This window comes from Dietzia sp. NPDC055343 (genome assembly GCF_053645265.1).
Genome location: NZ_JBSHMJ010000036.1, coordinates 16,842 through 33,868 on the forward strand (window position 1 = coordinate 16,842; position 17,027 = coordinate 33,868).

Here is a 17,027-nt window from a genome sequence, read left to right on the forward strand (position 1 = left end):
AGGGCCGGTTTCTCCGGCCGCCCGCGTCACAGGGCGTTGAGCTTGGCCAGCTTCCAGGTGTCGCCCTCGCGCTTCATCTCCAGGCTCAGCCGCGACGCCGAACTGGCGGCCTCGGGGGCATCCTTCGTGGAGACCATGCGGTTGAGCATGACCAGCACGGTGACGTTGTCCTGGTCGACCACGTCCTGCGGTGCCGCGGCGGCGACGGTCGCATAGACGGTGGCCTCCTGCTGCTTGGCCGCCGAGGCGACCGTCGGCATGGACTGCTCCACGAACTCGCCGAGCGCCGGCTCGGTGAGGCCGGGCCGCACGGCGGCCAGATCCGTGTCGACGGTGCGGTGGTCGTAGGTGAACATCTGGGTGGCGATCTCACGCGCCGCGTCGGTGGCCGCGGTCGGCGCGTTCGCGATCTGCTCCTCGGCCGCCGTGGCCTCACGGGCTTCGACGTACTGCCAGGTGGCCAACCCCGCGACGACGACGAGGACCACCGACACCGCCGCCAGAATCCTGGTCAGCGCCCGCTGGCGGGCCGGGTCCATCGGTTCGCGGGCCGGGGTGTCTCGCACGTTCGCCGTGGGGGCCGCCGGGTCAGCGGAGTCGCCGGGCGTGGCGGATGCCGCCGCGGTAGATGCGGACGGGGTGGCGGCTGACGGGGTGGTCGCTGCGCCCGCGGCGGTGGCGACGCCTGCCGCGGCTCCGCCTGCTGCGCCTGCTCCGCTTGCTCCGCCGGGAGACGCCTCCATTCCCTCGAAGAGGCCGCCGGCCCGGGCCGCCTCCATCGCACGCTGGCGCGCGGCATCGGCCTTGCGCTGGGCTCGAGCTGCACGCTCGGCTTCGCGCTGGGCGCGGCGGGCGGCGCGGACGTTCGTCTCGGTTGTCTTGTCGTCTGACTCACTCACGGGATGAAGTTCACCCCCGACACCTTCATCACACCGTCGTCATGGCGGTTCACCGTGACGCGCACGCGGTACTGGCGGTCCTGGTTGTCCTCGGCCTTGGGATTGCCGATGGTCTGGTCGATGGCCATGATCACCTCGGCTCGATCGGGGTAGGAGTGCTCGACCGCCGCCGCGGACACCGCGCCGTCGGCCACGACGTTGGTGGTGGTGACGACGTCCTCGTACGAGTCGCGGCGCGGGGCGAACTGCTCGGAGAAGTCGCCCTCGATGAGTCCGACGATCTCGTCCACATCAGCCGACAATGTCTCCTGCCGGATGGTCATGAGTTTGGTCATGACGTCGGTCGCGAAGTCACGGTAGGACGCGTCGAGCTCTGCGGACGAGGCGCGGTCGGCACGGACGGTGGCCGCCTCGTTCCGCTCACTCACCCACAGCCCGGCCGCGACGACCGCCGCGACGAGGCACAGGGCCGCGATCACCGAAACCACGATCAGTCCGGTCCGCCCACCATCGGTGGGGGTCTGGTCAGACTGTGGCACTAGGTCACTCCGTTCGTCAGGATGTCAGCCAGGTCGGCGTCCGCGGCGAGCCGGCTCTCGGTACCGAGGTTCAGCTGACGATACGTCTTGCCGTCGGCGCCGAAGTACTCGCCCGTCTCGGCGTCGTACACCGCGGCGGAGGTACGGATCTCGGGCTCGCCCGAGGTGGACGACGGCACGACGTTGTAGGCATTGGGGTTGTTGCCGGGCGGCCCGACCTCGCTGGTGTTGGGCGGGTTATGGCCCTCGGGCACGTAGTTGCCGGCGCGACACTCCTCGGGGGAGGCTCCCCGACGCCCCGGGAACTCCATGCACGGCAGGTTGCGTGCACCTCGTGCGGCGATCTGCGAGTCCATCGGCACCTTGCAGTAGATCCCGTTGATCAGGGGCGGCACCGACAGATCGGCCGGGGACCGCCGGTCTTCTGCTGGTAGAAACCCCGTCGTGCAGGGCGGGGTCTCGTTGATCTGCAGGTTGAAGTCCACCTTGATCTGGCCGGATTCGCGGGCCCCTTCGATCGCGGTGATAAGCGATGACACCAGCGCCGGGTAGATCACCAACAGCTGCTCGATCGAACGGTTATAGACCACGCCGACCTCACCCACGCTGACCAGGTTGGCCACGAGCACCGGCATCGTGGGCTGAAGCTCGTTGAGCACCTTGGTGGCCCGGCCCAGTGCGTCCGGGCCGCGCTGGATCAACGACGTCACCTGGGGTTCGTTCTCACGCAGCTGATCGGTGATGTCGGCGATGTTCCGGGTCCAGGCGCGAATCGAGTCGGACGAGCGCAACTGCGAGTCGAGCACCGGCTCCGCGTCCTCGATGAGCTGACGCGTGACTCCCGAGTTGCGCTGGGCCTCCTCCAGCAGCAGCTGCGCGGAGTCCAGGAACTGCTGCAGGTCCCGGGCAGATCCGTTGAACGCGTCGAACGACTCGGAGATGACCCGCCGCATCTTGGCATCATCGATCGACGCCATGAGAACGGTGGCCTGGTCGAGGACCGGGCCGATGCTCTGCGGCATGTCGACGCGGTCCTCGCCGATCACGGTGCCGTCGGCCATGCGGCCCTCCGGCTTCCCCTCGGGCACGAACTCGACGAACTGCTCGCCCACCGCGGACACACTGCGGATCTCGGCACGCACGTTTTCGGGCACGTCGGCACCGGAGTCGAAGTGGAGCTCGGCCACGACCATGCCGGGCTTGAGCGTCACGGAGTCCACACGGCCGATGGTCTTACCGAGGTAGGAGACGTTGGAGTTTTGGTACAGGCCGCCGGTGTCCGGCATCTCTAGTGCGACATCCGTGCGCTGCCAGCCGAGCGCACGAGGCACCTGGAGGTACACCACCGACATGACCAGCAACGCCACGACGGTGACCACAGAGAAGATCGTCAGCTGGATCTTCACGAGCCGGGTCATCGGGGGGCCTCCTCGGTCGGTGCGGCGGGGCCGCCGGGGTCGTCGGCCGACTGCCCACTGACGGGCGGGTTCCCGGCGTCCGGGTTCTCGACGTCCGCGTCGGGCCGGGGCACGTCCAAGGAGAACGGGTCGGGACTGACCACCGACCCGGGAGCAAGCCCCACGTAGCCCTCGAGGCCGGCCATGCGATTACCGAACTCGGTACCCAGCAGGAACGTCTCCTCCAGACGAGGATTGGTGAGATCTGCGTCGATATAAAGGTTCGCGTAGTCACCGCGCAGGAAGTTGTCGATGCCAGCCTGCGGGAACGGGAAGGTGATGAGCGTGCTCAGCACCCGGGTCATATCGCGGCCGGAGTTGGCCAGTCCCTCGAGCACCGGCGTGAGGTCGCGGAGGTTCGCCACCAGGTTCTGTCCGCCGCCGGCGTCAATAATCTGGTTGGCCTTGTTTCCGAAGTCGCCGAGCGAGACCAGGGCGGTGGTCAGTTGCTGCTTCTGGTCGTTGATCAGACCGACTGCCTCGGGCATCTGCGCGAGAGCACGGGCGAGGGTGTCGTTCTGCTCGTCGATCTGCCGGGCCAGCCGGTCGAGTCCCTCCATCGCGGCGACGATGTCGGCGCGCTGGTCGTCGAGTCCGCTGACGGTGGTCTCCAGCTGGGTGATGACCTCCTTGGCGTCGAGCTGACGGCCGTCGAGGGCGGTGTTGAGCTCCTGCGAGATCGTCTCGAACTGCGCCAGGCCACCGTCGGTGAGGACCACCGACAGTGCCGAGAGCGTCTGCTCGGTGGTCGGGTAGACACCGGCACGCTCGATGGGGATGACATCACCTGCCGCGAGCGTCCCCTCCGCGCTGCCGTCCGGTGGCGGGAACAGCTCGAGGTGCTGCGAACCCAGCAGGCTGGTTTGCCCGATCTTGGCGTAGGCGTTGGCCGGGAGCCGTACTTCCTCGTTGAGTGAGACGGTGACGATTGCGGTATAGTCCTCGACCCTCATCGACGCGATGGAGCCGACATTGACGTCATTGACCCGGACCGGTGAGTTCCGGGTGATGGTGGTGACGTTGGGCATCTCGATGGTGACCTCGTAGGCGCCGTCGCCCTTGCCCTCGGCTCCGGGCAGCGGGAGCGAGTTGAGCCCGTCCCACGCGCAACCGGTCCCGACGAGCAGGACGGTGCTGGCGAGCGCGCCGGCAGCGAGGACCCGCGAACGGAGGATCCTTCCGGTCGGTACGGTCATGCCGCTCATCATGCGCCTCCCGTCACGAGCAGGGTGTCGGTGAGGTTGTCACCCTTGTTGACCACGTTGACCAGCGGGTCAGGGCGGTCCGAGACGGGCTGGACGCCCGGCGCCGTCTGTGTGCCCGGCTTCTGTAGGTCCCAGATCTGGTCCGGCTCGGCGGTCGGGGTGATCGGCGGGGCGACCACACCGTACGGGTAGTTCGAGGTCAGCGAGTTGAACAGCGGCCCCATGTATTGGGCGCACAGCTCCGCGTCGGACTCCGCGGTGTTGTTGGCCAGGCCGGCGATGGCGCCGCAGATGAAGTTGGTCGGATTGGCCATCTGGTTCATCGCCAGTACACCGTTGAGTGTGCCCTGATACGGGCGGTAGATGTTGTAGAAGTTCGCCATGGCGGTGGGGCCGACGTGGAGGATGCCCTCGAGATCGGCTCGGCGGTCGCGGATCACCTGGGTGGCGCGGCCGAGCTTGTCGACGCCCACGGAGAGCCGTTCCCCGTTGTTCTCGAGGAAGCGGTTGATGTCCATCACCGCGAGATCGAGGTCGCGCAGGGCGGCGTCGATATCCTCGGTTTGGTCCCCCAGCACCTGCGAGACGCTGGCGAGCTTGCCGCCGAAGGAGACGATCTGCTCCTCGCTCTGGGACAGCGCGGTGACGAACAGCTGGAGGTTCTTCAGCGTGGTGAAGAGGTTCTCGCGACCGTCGGACAGGATCGACATGGTGTGTGAGACCTCATTGAGCGCGTCGCGGATGTCGGCGCCGTTGCCCTCGAACATCGCGTCGGCTGAGTCGACGAAGTCGCCGAGCGGGCCGGTCTTCTCCCCCTTGGCGGGGCTCAGCGCGGTGGACAGCTTCATGAGCTGCTCCTTGACGCCGTCCCACTCGACCGGGACCGCCGTGCGCTCGACGGGGATGGTGCCGCCGTCCGGCATCTCCTCGCCGCCGGTGTAGGCCGGGGTGAGTTGGATGAACCGCTCGGCGACGAGCGACTGGGCCACGAGCAGGGCGTTGGCGTCCTCCGGCACAGGGACGTCGTGGGCGACCTTCATGGTGACCTTGGACATCCCGTCCTCCGTAGCGATGTCGGTGATGCGGCCGACCTCGACGCCGAGCACACGGACGGTGTCGTCCGCGTAGACGCCCTGCGTGGACGGGAAGAACGCGGTGATCGTCTTGGTCCGACCGGAGAAGATCCACACGGCTCCCGCGATCAGGGCCACCACGGCGATCAGGGCGACCACCTTCGCGGCGGTGCCCGGCAGGAATCGGTTCATCGCGGCAACCTCTTCTCGCCCCAGCCGGGGAACTCGTCCATCGTCGTTAGCCCCGGTACGCCGGGAATTGTGGGCTCGGTGACCAGCCCGGGCTCAGGCTGGACGCGGTCATCGATGAGCGGCATGAGGTCGCGGAGGATCGTCTGCTGGTATTGGCCCAGCGACAGGTTGGACACGTAGGCGTTGAACCACGGGCCGGAGGAGACGGCCTCACTGAGTGCAGTGGAGAACGGCACGATCCGGCGCAGGCCGAGATCGATGTCCTCCTTGTTCCGGATCAACAGATCGGACACCTGCTCGAGCTTGTCGAGCGCCGGGCCGATCTGGGCCTCGTTGTCCTGCACCAGCCCCGACAGCTGCCGGGCGAGCTCGTCGATGTTGACGATCAGCTCGCTCAACGCGCGCTTACGCATGTCGAGCTGGGTGAACAGGACATTGCCGTCGACCATGAGCTGGTTGATCTGGTCGCTGCGCTGACCCAGCACGTCGGTGGTCCCGGCCGCCTTGTCCAGTAGGTCGCGGACGGCCTCATCCCGCTCGTTGAGCGAACGGGACAGCCGTGTGATGCCGTCGATGGCGCCGCGGACCTCCGGCGAGGAGTCCTCCATGGTCTCTGCCAGCACGTCGAGCGCGTCCTGCACCGAGTCAGTATCCATGGCCTCGACCGTGTCGCTGAGATCACCGAGGGCGGAGGTCAGAGAGTACGGAACGGACGTCCTATCGATCGGGATCGTACGGTCCTCGAGTTCGCCGCGACCGTCGGAGAAGATCCCGAGTGCACGCCGGCCGAGGATCGAGTCCGTCTTGATCTGCGCCGACGTGTCGGCGCCGAGGTCGACGTCGGTATCGATATCGAACTTGACCCTTACCCGGTCACCGTCGAGTTGGAGCTTCCGGACGGAGCCGACGCGCATGCCGGCCACTTGGACCTCGTCGCCGGTGTTGAGCCCGGCGGCGTCGGCCACGTAGACCGTCGCGCCATGCATGCCGTTGATGTAGGGGATCCGGTCGTAGTTCAGCGAGACCGCCATCAGAGCCACTACGCCGACCGCGCCCCAGACGCCGATGACCTTCGGGTCACGGTCCCGGAAACGGAGCTGTCCGCGAGGCGCCTTGGGGGGCGCGCCGTCACTGTTCTTCTTACTCATCGGGGAACGCACACCGTCCCGTCGTCTGCTCATACTGCGGAAGAAAGAGGTCATTGCCGGTGGCCGGGTTAGTGATTCGAACAATGACGCCACAGAGGTAGAACTGGAAGAAACTGCCGTAGACGCCGAGGCGGCCCATCTTCTCGAAGTCCGACGGCAGGCGGTTGATGACGTTCTCGACGAACTCCTCGTCGTCATTGATCAGGGTCGCCACGCGGTCGATCTGCGCGATGTCCTCCTTCAGAGACGGGCGAACATCGGCGAGCAGGGTGGTCATGTTGGCACTCGAGTCGTTGAGTCGGCTCACGGATTCGGCGAGTGGCTCGGAGTTGGCTGCCAGGCCCGAGACCAACTGTTGGAGGTCGTTGACGATCGAGTCGACGTTGTCCTGGTTGTCCGCCACCGTGGTGAGCACGGAGTTGAGGTTGGTGATCACGTCGCCGATGAGCTGGTCCCGGTCCGCGAGGGTCTGGGTGAGTGACGACGTCGAGGCGAGCAGGTCCTGAATGGTGCCGGACTCACCCTGGAACACCTTGACGATCGACTCGGACAGCTGGTTGACCTGCCCGGGGTCAAGCGCCTTGAACAGCGGTCGGAATCCGCCGAGAAGCGCGTCCAGGTCAAGCGCGGGCGCGGTCTGCGAGAGTGGCAGGGTGCCGCCTGGTTCGAGCGGAGCCTGGCTCCCCTCTCCGCGCTTGAGCTCGAGGTAGCGGTCGCCGGTCAGGTTCTCGTACCGCACCACGGCCTCGGTGCTCTGGTGGACGCTCTGGTTTCCGGCGACCGTGAAGCGGACGCGGGCGGTGTTCTCCTCCGCCAGCTCGACCTTCCCGACCTGGCCGACCTCGACGCCGGCGATACGCACCTTGTCGCCGGACTCGAGCCCTGAGACGTCGGTGAAGTGCGCGTTATATCGCTCGAAGTCGCCGGAGCGGTACTCGCTGAACACCACGACGAGCCCGGCCAGTACCAGGGCCATCACAGTGGTGAAGATCCCGAGCTTGACCGCGGTAACCCGGCCCGCGCGCGCTGCCGCGCGCCCGGCGCTCACGGGTTCCCTCCGTCCATGCCGAGCATGACCTGCAGCAGTGTGGGCGGCGCGGGCCTTCCGGGCTCGGTCGACGGAAGCGGGCCGAAGAGCGGACCGGGTCGCGAGGTGAACACGTCGGGCATTCCCTCCACGGGGTTGGAGCCGGTGTCGGTGACGACGAACGGCGCGTGGACGCTCGGGTCGGGGAATGGCAGGCCGTAGCAGTTCGGGCCGGTGCTCGCGTTCACCTTAGGCAGGTCCTTGGGGTACTCGTAGGCTCGCGCGCCCTGCTGGAAGCCGGCCTTGAAAGTCAGGCCCGGTTGGTTGGACGCACCGAACGCCTGCCCGGCGCCCTCGACGCCCTGGTTGAGGCCGACGATCAGGCAGGTGAGCATGGGCGAGTACTCGCCGAGCAGGCTGGTCGAGGCCCGCAGGTCGGACAGCGCCTTGACCAGCTGGTCGCCGTTCTCGCTCAGCAACCGCTTGCCGGTCTCGCCGGTGCCGATCGCGGAGGCGAGCAGCTGTTCGAAGCGGGCCTGGTTGTTGACGATGTTGGCGCCGACGTCGGTACCGGAGTCGAGAATCCGCATGACGTCCGGGGTGACGTCCGCGTAGAGGTTCGCCACCCGCGAGCCCTTGGCGAGGTCGCGCTGGAGCGTCTCGATCTGCGGATTGATCTCCTCCAGGTAGGCGTTGAGGTCCGTGATGGTCTGCCCGACCTGTTCGCCCCGCCCGTCGACGGCCCCGGAGATCGCGCCGAGCGTGGCGTTGAGCTTCTCCGGCTCGATCGCCAGGAGCAGATCGGACAGGTCCTGGAACAGGGTGTTGACCTCGGTGGTGACGTTGGTGGCCTGGACCACGGCGCCGGGAGCGAGGGTGGCCGCGTCCGGTGTGGCAGGGGCCTGGAAGTCGACGGACTTGGCGCCGAACACGGTGTTGGACCCGATGGAGACCGGGGAGTTCGCGGGGATGGCCTCGAGCGCGGAAGGATCCACCTCGAGATCCAGGGTCGCGCCGTCGAACTCCTGCGTGATCCGGGTGACGTTGCCGATCTCCACGCCGCGCGAGCGGACCTTGGCGTCTTCCTCCATCACCAGTCCCGCGCGGTCACTTCGCACCGTGATCGGGACGCGACTGTCGAATGCCCGGACGAACAGGAGCAGGGACAGCGCGACCACCACGACGATGAACAACGCCAGGCCCGCGGCCGCGATGCGCTTGGGCACCGTGTCGCTCTGGCTCACCGTCCTCGCCATATCGTCTCTCCTATCCCGACAGGTTGAAGTTGCCGTCTCCGCCGTAGATCGCGAGCGAGACGAGAAGGGTTACCGTCACCACGGCGATGAGCGACGTGCGCACCGCGTTGCCCACGGCCGCGCCGACACCGGCGGGGCCGCCTGCCGCGTTGTACCCGTGGTAGGTGTGGATGAGCATGATCGTGATGGCCATGGCGATGGCCTGGACGAACGACCAGAGGATGTCCGTCGGAATGAGGAACGTCGAGAAGTAATGGTCGTAGACGCCTCCGGACTGACCGTAGATCTCGACCGTCGCGAAGCGGCTCGCCAGGAACGAGGCGATGACCGCGAGCGAGTACAGCGGGATCACCGCGATCATCCCGGCGACGATGCGCGTGGACACCAGGTAGGTCACCGAATCGATGGCCATGACCTCGAGCGCGTCGATCTCCTCGGAGACACGCATGGCACCCAGCTGGGCGGTGGCGCCGGCGCCGATGGTGGCCGCCAGACCGATGCCGGCGATCACCGGCGCGGCGATACGGACGTTGATGAACGCGGCGAAGAAGCCGGTGAGCGCCTCCACGCCGACATCCGTCAGCGAGGAGAAGCCCTGCACGGCGATGACGCCGCCTGTGGCCAGGGTGAGGAAGGCGACGATGACGACCGTGCCGCCGATCATCGCGAGCGCACCGGTTCCCATGGCGATCTCGGCGATGAGCCGCAGCGTCTCCTTGGGGTACTGGGTCAGCGCGCGGGGCGTGGCCGCCAGCGCGCGCCAGAAGAACAGGGCGTGATCGCCGAAGTTGTCGAACCCGCCGATCGCCCGATGGCGAGCACGCGACAGGCGCGGGAACCGCGTGGTCTCTATCACCGCCATGTCACGCTCCCAGAACCTTGACGCCGACGGCGGTGATGACGGTATTGACCACGAACAGCGCCATGAAGGCGAAGACGACGGTCTCATTCACCGCGTTGCCGACCTCTTTCGGCCCGCCGCGGACGTAGAGCCCCTTGTAGCAGGCGACGAGGCCGGCCAACATGCCGAAGACGCCGGCTTTGACCTGGGCCAGGACGAGTTCGCCCAGCCCGGTCAGCAGCGTGATGCCGTTGACGAACGCGCCGGGGTTGACGCCCTGGAGGAGGACGGAGAACAGGAAGCCGCCGAGGATGCCGATCGTGCACACCAGGCCGTTGAGCAGGAGCGCGACGAACGTCGAGGCGGCCACGCGCGGAACTACGAGACGCTTGACCGGGTCGATGCCCAGCACCTCCATCGCGTCGATCTCCTCGCGGATGGTGCGGGCACCGAGGTCGGCACAGATCGCGGTGGCCCCGGCCCCCGCGACGATGAGCACGGTGACCATGGGTCCGACCTGGGTGACCGCACCGAGCGCGGCGCCGGCGCCCGAGAGGTCGGCCGCACCGATCTCCCGCAGCAGGATGTTGAGCGTGAAGCTCACAAGGACGGTGAACGGGATCGCCACGAGGATCGTGGCCATCATCGATACGCGGGCGATGAACCACGACTGGTCGATGAACTCGCGCCCCTGGCGGACGATCGACGGGAACGCGACGAAGGTGTCGAGCGTCATCGCGAAAAAGTCGCCGACTCCCCTGAGTGGCTTGTCGAGAACATTCGCCATGACGCCCCCCTCCTACCTTTCATCCCCCGGACCACAGGTCTCGATCAAGTCACGCGACGGTGACCACCCGGTGTGATCGCGGTAACAAACTAGCTAGAACACGTTCTATCCCGCAAGGGCTTCCTCGGCACCCCCCCGAGCGGACCCCTTGCATTATGTGGACGGAATCTAACATGCGCCCCACCCATCACAGCGGCCCCTGGCGTGAACTCGTACAAACACGTCAGGGGCCACCTGTCGGGGTCAGAGCTTCATGATCTCCGCGGCCGAGAAGGACTTGCCCTCCGCGCGCCCTGACCAGTGCCCCGACACAGCATCAGCGAACGCGCGACGATCCCAGATGCCCCCTGAAGCGTCGAACCGCTTCTCCACGACCGGGGCCTCGACGAGCGCCACCATTCCGCCATATACCACGAACAGCTGCCCCGACACCCCCGCCGCCGCCGGCGACGCGAGGTAGGAGACCAGGTCGGCCACGCGGTCCGGGGACAGCGGGTCCGGCCCCTGGGACTCGTCCCACGCCTCGAAGACCGCCTCGGTCATGCCGGTACGCCCCCGGGGGGCGATGGCGTTGGCCGTACAGCCGATGCGTCCGAGAACGCGCGCCGCCGAGAGCGTGAGCGCCGTGATGCCGGCCTTGGCCGCGCCGTAGTTGGCCTGACCGGAAGGGCCGAAGAGCCCTGCCTCGGACGACGTGTTGATGAGGCGGCCGTAGATCGGCGCGCTGCCCTCGGTGCGCTTCTTGTCCTCCGCGCGCCAGTGGGCGGCGGCGTTGCGGGTGAGCAGGAAGTGTCCACGCAGGTGGACCTTGACCACCGCGTCGAAGTCGTCGTCGGACATGTTGAAGAGCATCTTGTCGCGGGTGATACCCGCATTGTTGACGACGACGTGCAGGCCGCCCAGCTTGATGGCCTCCGCCATCATCGCGTCGGCGGTCTCCCGTTCGGAGACGTCGCCCACGACGAGAGCCGCCTTGGCTCCCGCGGCCTCGATATCCGCAATAACCGCATCCGTGGCCTCGGAGGCCCGGATGTCGTTGATCACGACAGCGGCCGCGCCCGACCGGGCCAGCTCAACGGCTTCCGAGGCCCCCAGGCCCGAGCCGGAGCCGGTGACCACGGCCACCCGGCCGTCGAGGGACAGATCCTGATCGAGCATTCCGCGTTTCTCCTCCACACTCACTCGACGGCCTTGAGCGCCGCCATCGGGCATTTCTCCACAGCCTTGAGGGCCCGCTTCTGGAGCTCCTCGGGCACCTCGTCCACGATGACGCGAACGATCTCGTCGTCGTCGTTCAACTCGAAGACCTTGGGCGCGAGGCCCACGCACACGGCCTGCCCCTCGCAGCGGTCGGGATCCACTTCAATCCGCATACCAGTTCTCCTTGGTCGGTCCAGCGGGCACGGCGCCCCCGGGGCTGGGTCGATTCTATGTGAGCCGGGACACTAGAACGTGTTCCTACTCGAGCATGAGTGTAAGTCACCGGCCACGGTCGGGCCCCACCCGCGCCGAGCCCCGCCATCCGGCGCCCCACGGTGTTAGCGTGATCCGCATAACTGGAACACGTTCCAACAGCGACGACGAGCATAGGGACCCATGGACATCACCTACACCCCCGATCAGCAACGGCTGCGCGGCGAGTTGCGAGAGTATTTCTCGGCACTGATGACCCCCGAGCGACGTGAGGCGTTCACCTCGACCACCGGCGAGTACGGCCACGGCAACGCCTACCGCGAGATCGTCGCGGAGATGGGCCGCGACGGCTGGCTGACCCTGGGTTGGCCCGAGGAGTTCGGCGGCCGCGCCCGCCCGATGATCGACCAGCTCATCTTCACCGACGAGGCTGCGATCGCCGGCGTGCCGGTGCCCTTCCTCACCATCAACTCCGTCGCGCCGACGATCATGGCGTTCGGCTCGGACGAGCAGAAGAACTACTTCCTCCCCCGCATCAGTCGCGGCGAGCTGCACTTCGGCATCGGCTACTCCGAGCCCGACTCCGGCACCGATCTCGCATCGCTTCGTACCCGCGCGGTTCGCGAGGCCGGGACCGGCGAGCACGAGGGGCAGGACGTTTACCGGATCAACGGACAGAAGATGTGGACGTCGCTCGTCGCGTACGCCGACTGGATCTGGCTGGCCGCCCGCACCGATCCGGCCGCCAAGCGCCACAAGGGCATCTCGATGATCGTCGTGCCCACCACCGCCGAGGGCTTCTCGTGGACCCCGGTGCACACCATGGCCGGCCCCGACACTAGCGCGACCTACTACCAGGACGTGGTGGTCCCGGCGAGCAACCTCGTCGGCCCCGAGCACGGCGGCTGGCCGCTCATGACCAACCAGCTCAACCACGAGCGGGTCGCCCTCACCTCCGCCGGCCCTCTGCAGGCCTCGCTGCGGCAGGTGCTCGCCTGGGCGCGGGCCACCCGATCCGCCGAGGTCGGCCTGCCCGGCGACGGCATGGTGATCGAGAACGAATGGGTCCGCACCCACCTCGCGCGCGTCCACGCGATGGCCGAGTACCTGGCACTACGCAACTGGGAGATCGTCTCCGCGGACACCGCAGCGCCAACCCGCATCGCCGCCTCGGCTACCAAGGTGTACGGAACCGAAACCGCGTGCGAGGCATACCGCCTGCTCATGGAGGTTCTCGGCTCGTCGGGTCACCAGCGGTCCCACTCCCCCACCGCGGCGTTGCACGGCCGCATCGAGCGCCTGCACCGCTCGGCGCTCATCCTCACCTTCGGTGGAGGCACCAACGAGGTGCAGCGCGACATCATCGCCGCAGCCGGTCTGGGACTGCCGCCGGCGCCGCGCGTTGCGCCGGCCCCCGCCAGCGCAGCGTCGGCCAACACCGCGTCCGCCGACACCGCGTCCCCCAGCACCGCCCGGAAGGACAGCTGACATGGATTTTTCCGTCGACGACACCACCGCGGAGCTGGCCGGCCTCGTCCGCGAGATCGGCGAGCAGCTGGTCACCGACGAGTCCCTGCGCGAGCTCGACGCCCGCTTCGGCCCCGGCACCGAGTCCGGCGGCGCGGACCGTGAGACCGCCCGATTCCACGCCCGGTTCTGGGACGAACTCGTCCGCGCCGGCGTGCCCACCGCGCTGGCGCCCGAGCCCCTCGGCGGTGCCGGGCTCGGCGTGGTGGGCGAGGCTCTGGTCCTGCGGGAGCTGGGCCGCGTGCTGGCGCCCGTCCCGCTATCTCCCGGGATCCGCGCGGCACACCTGCTTACTGCGGCCGGACTGACCGACCGCGCCGTCGCAGTGGCCGAGGGCGCGGAGATCGCAGCGGTGGGCGACGGGAACCTTCGCCCCTCTGCGGAGGTGGACTGGGCACCGATCGCCGACGTGATCGTCTCGCCCGCACCGTCGAAGGAGCACTCCTTTCTCTGGGTGTGCGACGTCGCGACGGCGCGCGCGGCGGATACGGTCCGGATCGAACGGACCGTGCCGGTGGACTTCTCGTGCGCTGGGCTCGTCGCGGGCGCCCCGATGTACTGGCCGCTGGCGGACCGCAAACCGGGCGCTACGGAGTCCCACTACAAGTTCTCCGAGGGGAACGACATCCCGCCGGTGCCCGCCGAAGTGATCGGACTCGACGCCCTGCGTCGCCGCGTCCACCTGGCCGCCTACCAGTGGGGCGTGCTCGAGGCCGCGCTCGAGCGCACGGCCGCCTACGCCACCACGCGTCACCAGTTCGGTCGTCCCATCGGCTCGTTCCAGGCCGTCGCGGCCCGGCTGGCCGACGGGATGATCGACGTGGACGCGGTCCGCCTGTCCACCCTGCGCGCGGCCTACGAGCTCGACGCCTGTAGTGGCCACCCGGGGCCCGCCGCCCGGGATGCCGTCGCCTCCGCCCACTTCTGGGCCTGCGACGCCGGCCACCGCCTCGCCCACAGCGCCGTACACATCCACGGCGGCGTGGGCCTGGACCGCTCCGAGCCCGCGCACCGCTACTTCCTCGCCGCCAAGGCCGGCGAGTTCCGCCTCGGTGGCGCCACCCGGCAGCTGCTCGACCTGGGCGACGTGCTGGCCACCGAAGGAGACCCATGGGAGTACTCAGCATGAGCGCCGCTGTGCGGACGATCGCCGACGTCGCCGCCGAGCCGTTCCGCTCGGTCGCCGACGCGATGCACGCCCTGTCCGATATCGACGACCGCGGAATCTGGGCCGACGGGCAGCTCACGCCCTGGTCGCAGGCGACCCGGGAGAGCGCAGTGCGGATCGCGGCACTGCGGGAACTGATGGGGTCGCGGGCGGACGTGTCGTCGTCGTCGGACTCGTCGCCCGGCGCCCCCGCCGCGGCCGCGCCGGACGCACCGCATCCCCACGTCGGTCTCCTCATGTCCGGCACCCCGGAGTACCTCCACCTGCTCGGCGCGGCGGCGTGCTCGGAGCTCGTCGTGGCCGGCCTCAACCCCACGCGGCGCGGAGAGGCACTCCTGCGCGACGCGACGCTGGCGAACTGCGCCGTCATCCTCACCGACGCGGACAACGAGGCCCTCCTCGACGACCTCGACGCCGGCGTACCCGTCATCTCGGTGGACTCGCCGGAGTGGTCGTCGCTGCTGGCCCGCCACGCCGACGCCACGCTGCCCGCCCCGGACACCGTCCCCACCGGCGCAGACGACCTGGTGGCGCTCGTGTTCACCTCCGGCACCAGCGGCGACCCCAAGGCCGTGCGCATCACCCAGTCCAAGATCTCGGTGCCCGGACGGATGCTCGCCGAGCGGTTCGAAATGGGTCCCGAGGACTGCGTGTACAGCGCGATGCCGCTCTTCCACTCCAACGCCGTGATGGTGGCCTGGCCGATCGCACTGTTCGCGCAGTGCTCGATCGCGCAGCGCCGCCGCTTCACCGCGTCGGGCTGGCTGGACGACGTGCGCCGCTACGGCTGCACGTTCGCCAACTACGTGGGCGCGCCCCTGTCCTACATCCTCGCCACCGCCGAGCGCGCCGACGACGCCGACAATCCCATGCGCGTCGTCTACGGCAACGAGGCCCCCGCCGACGTGCGGCACGAGTTCACCCGCCGCTTCGGCGCGCGGGTGGTCGACGGGTTCGGCTCCAGCGAGGGCGGTCTGTCCATTTCGCGCACGCCCGACACCCCGGACGCCGCGCTCGGTCCGCTGCCCGCGGGCGTGCGGATCGTCGACGTGGAGACCGGCGCCGAGTGCACGCGCGCCCGGTTCGACGCCGACGGCGCGCTGGTCAACCCCGACGAGGCCGTGGGCGAGATGATCGCCGACGGGCCCGGCCTGTTCGCCGGGTACTGGGGCGATGAGGCCGCCGACGCCGAGAGGATGCGCGGGGGACGTTTCCACTCCGGCGACCTGGCGTATGTCGACGACGACGGGTACGTCTACTTCGCCGGGCGCTCCGGCGGATGGATGCGTGTCGACGGCGAGAATCTTGCGGCAGCACCGATAGAGCGCGTGCTGCGGCGTCATCCCGACGTGGCAGAGGTGGGCGTGTACGCGGTGCCGGCGGCCGAGGTGCGCGGCCCGGGCGCCATCGGTGACGCCGTGGCCGCGGCAGTGGTGTTGCGCGGCGACGCCGATGCCACGGTGGCCTGCTGGTTTGCCGAGGGGCTCGGAGAATTCCTGTCCGGGCAGCCCGATCTCGGCCCCAAGCAGTGGCCGACACTTCTGCGGATCACCTCGGCGCTGCCGCGGACCGCGAGTTTCAAGTTCCGGGCCCGGGATCTCACCTCGCTCGGCGCCGATCCCGCCGGGGACCGCGTGTGGGTGCGCGGGCAGGGCGCGGAGGGGTTCTCGCCGTCAGCGTGATGGGCAGCGCAGGCGCCACGGGTAGGTTCGGAATGTGGACCCCACCGTGAACGTTGACCAGCGACCTGCCGAGGGCGACGACTTCGGTATCGCCGCCGTCCCGCCCAAGCCGCTACTCCGCGGCTGGATTCATGCCGGCACGCTGCCGGTGGCGATCGCGTTGGGCGTCGTACTCACCGTGCTGGCTGATGGCACCGCGCTGAAGTGGGCGTGTGTGGTGTTCCTGGCGACCTCGTCGCTGCTGTTCGGCATCTCGGCGCTGTATCACCGGGGCAAGTGGTCCCCGCGGGCCGCGGCACTGATGCGACGGCTGGACCACTCGAACATCTTCCTGCTCATCGCCGGGACATACACGCCCATGACGGTGGCCGCACTCGAGCCGCCGGCCAGCACGATCCTGTTGGTCGTCGTGTGGACGGGCGCGCTGCTGGGGATCGCGTTCCGGCTGTTCTGGCTCTCGGCCCCACGCTGGCTGTACGTGGTGCTGTACATCGTCCTGGGCTGGACCGCCGTGTGGTTCGCCGGTGACCTCATCGACGTGGATCCCGTCGCTGTGGGGCTAGTGTTGGCCGGCGGCCTCGCCTACACGGGCGGCGCGGTGGTGTACGGGCTCAAGCGGCCCGACCCGGTGCCGGGGGTATACGGCTTCCACGAGGTGTTCCACACGTGCACGGTCGTGGCGTTCGCCTGTCACTGGACCGCGATGCTGCTGTTCGTGCTCGGCAGCTGAGCCCGCGCCGCACCGCAGGCCGACCCCCGCACGCCGCCCCGCGGCACCCACGCCGCGACACCCACGCCGCGACACCCGCGACT

At 68.6% G+C, this 17,027-nt stretch carries 16 protein-coding genes; 4 read left to right on the forward strand and 12 right to left on the reverse strand.

Translation table 11 applies throughout. The features are described 5' to 3' along the window. Window positions 1-26: 26 nt before the first annotated feature. The 12 genes from ACWIE7_RS15055 to ACWIE7_RS15110 form a co-directional block, all read right to left on the reverse strand. Window positions 27-899 carry a hypothetical protein gene (locus tag ACWIE7_RS15055; protein ID WP_454069794.1) on the reverse strand — a complete coding sequence of 291 codons (873 nt, stop codon included), beginning with the start codon at window positions 897-899 and terminating at the stop codon, window positions 27-29. Next, the gene (locus ACWIE7_RS15060) at window positions 896-1,438 is read right to left on the reverse strand and encodes a hypothetical protein (protein ID WP_452099533.1); all 543 of its coding nucleotides are present in this window, start codon (window positions 1,436-1,438) and stop codon (window positions 896-898) included. The genes ACWIE7_RS15055 and ACWIE7_RS15060 overlap by 4 nt, the downstream gene beginning before the upstream one ends. Further along, entirely contained in the window at window positions 1,438-2,856 is a 1,419-nt protein-coding gene (locus ACWIE7_RS15065) for an MCE family protein (protein ID WP_452099534.1), read from the reverse strand. The genes ACWIE7_RS15060 and ACWIE7_RS15065 overlap by 1 nt, the downstream gene beginning before the upstream one ends. Continuing rightward, window positions 2,853-4,091 (reverse strand): MCE family protein, encoded by a 1,239-nt coding sequence (locus ACWIE7_RS15070; RefSeq protein ID WP_454069796.1) that lies wholly within the window; start codon window positions 4,089-4,091, stop codon window positions 2,853-2,855. Before ACWIE7_RS15070 ends, ACWIE7_RS15065 begins: the two co-directional genes overlap by 4 nt. Window positions 4,092-4,099: 8 nt before the next feature. Next, on the reverse strand, window positions 4,100-5,365 hold the full coding sequence (locus ACWIE7_RS15075; protein WP_454058285.1) for an MCE family protein: 1,266 nt from the start codon (window positions 5,363-5,365) through the stop codon (window positions 4,100-4,102). Further along, window positions 5,362-6,513, reverse strand: a complete 1,152-nt coding sequence (locus ACWIE7_RS15080; RefSeq protein ID WP_452099537.1) for an MCE family protein — start codon at window positions 6,511-6,513, stop codon at window positions 5,362-5,364. The genes ACWIE7_RS15075 and ACWIE7_RS15080 overlap by 4 nt, the downstream gene beginning before the upstream one ends. Beyond that, window positions 6,506-7,561, reverse strand: coding sequence for an MCE family protein (locus ACWIE7_RS15085; RefSeq protein ID WP_454058287.1), 1,056 nt, complete (start codon window positions 7,559-7,561; stop codon window positions 6,506-6,508). Before ACWIE7_RS15085 ends, ACWIE7_RS15080 begins: the two co-directional genes overlap by 8 nt. Further along, window positions 7,558-8,796 (reverse strand): MCE family protein, encoded by a 1,239-nt coding sequence (locus ACWIE7_RS15090; RefSeq protein WP_454058288.1) that lies wholly within the window; start codon window positions 8,794-8,796, stop codon window positions 7,558-7,560. Before ACWIE7_RS15090 ends, ACWIE7_RS15085 begins: the two co-directional genes overlap by 4 nt. A gap of 10 nt (window positions 8,797-8,806) precedes the next feature. Then, window positions 8,807-9,658 carry an MlaE family ABC transporter permease gene (locus tag ACWIE7_RS15095; protein ID WP_182631437.1) on the reverse strand — a complete coding sequence of 284 codons (852 nt, stop codon included), beginning with the start codon at window positions 9,656-9,658 and terminating at the stop codon, window positions 8,807-8,809. A 1-nt stretch (window position 9,659) separates the two neighbouring features. Next, window positions 9,660-10,424: an MlaE family ABC transporter permease gene (locus tag ACWIE7_RS15100; protein ID WP_295648583.1), complete on the reverse strand. Its 765-nt coding sequence runs from the start codon at window positions 10,422-10,424 to the stop codon at window positions 9,660-9,662. A gap of 243 nt (window positions 10,425-10,667) precedes the next feature. Then, the gene (locus ACWIE7_RS15105; RefSeq protein WP_454069798.1) at window positions 10,668-11,582 is read right to left on the reverse strand and encodes a 3-oxoacyl-ACP reductase; all 915 of its coding nucleotides are present in this window, start codon (window positions 11,580-11,582) and stop codon (window positions 10,668-10,670) included. 20 nt (window positions 11,583-11,602) lie between these two features. After that, complete coding sequence (locus ACWIE7_RS15110; protein ID WP_182631440.1) at window positions 11,603-11,797, reverse strand: ferredoxin; 195 nt, start codon at window positions 11,795-11,797, stop codon at window positions 11,603-11,605. Between the two features lie 223 nt (window positions 11,798-12,020). Between ACWIE7_RS15110 and ACWIE7_RS15115 the strand changes: the two genes are divergently transcribed. Genes ACWIE7_RS15115 through trhA form a run of 4 tightly spaced genes read left to right on the forward strand, consistent with a single transcriptional unit; the run spans window position 12,021 to window position 16,944 of the window. After that, complete coding sequence (locus ACWIE7_RS15115) at window positions 12,021-13,325, forward strand: acyl-CoA dehydrogenase family protein (RefSeq protein WP_452099540.1); 1,305 nt, start codon at window positions 12,021-12,023, stop codon at window positions 13,323-13,325. Window position 13,326: 1 nt separating this feature from the next. After that, window positions 13,327-14,493 carry an acyl-CoA dehydrogenase family protein gene (locus tag ACWIE7_RS15120; RefSeq protein WP_452099541.1) on the forward strand — a complete coding sequence of 389 codons (1,167 nt, stop codon included), beginning with the start codon at window positions 13,327-13,329 and terminating at the stop codon, window positions 14,491-14,493. Continuing rightward, window positions 14,475-16,214 (forward strand): AMP-binding protein, encoded by a 1,740-nt coding sequence (locus tag ACWIE7_RS15125; protein ID WP_454069800.1) that lies wholly within the window; start codon window positions 14,475-14,477, stop codon window positions 16,212-16,214. Before ACWIE7_RS15120 ends, ACWIE7_RS15125 begins: the two co-directional genes overlap by 19 nt. 34 nt (window positions 16,215-16,248) lie before the next feature. Then, window positions 16,249-16,944, forward strand: coding sequence for a PAQR family membrane homeostasis protein TrhA (gene trhA / locus ACWIE7_RS15130; protein WP_454069802.1), 696 nt, complete (start codon window positions 16,249-16,251; stop codon window positions 16,942-16,944). Window positions 16,945-17,027: the final 83 nt, after the last annotated feature.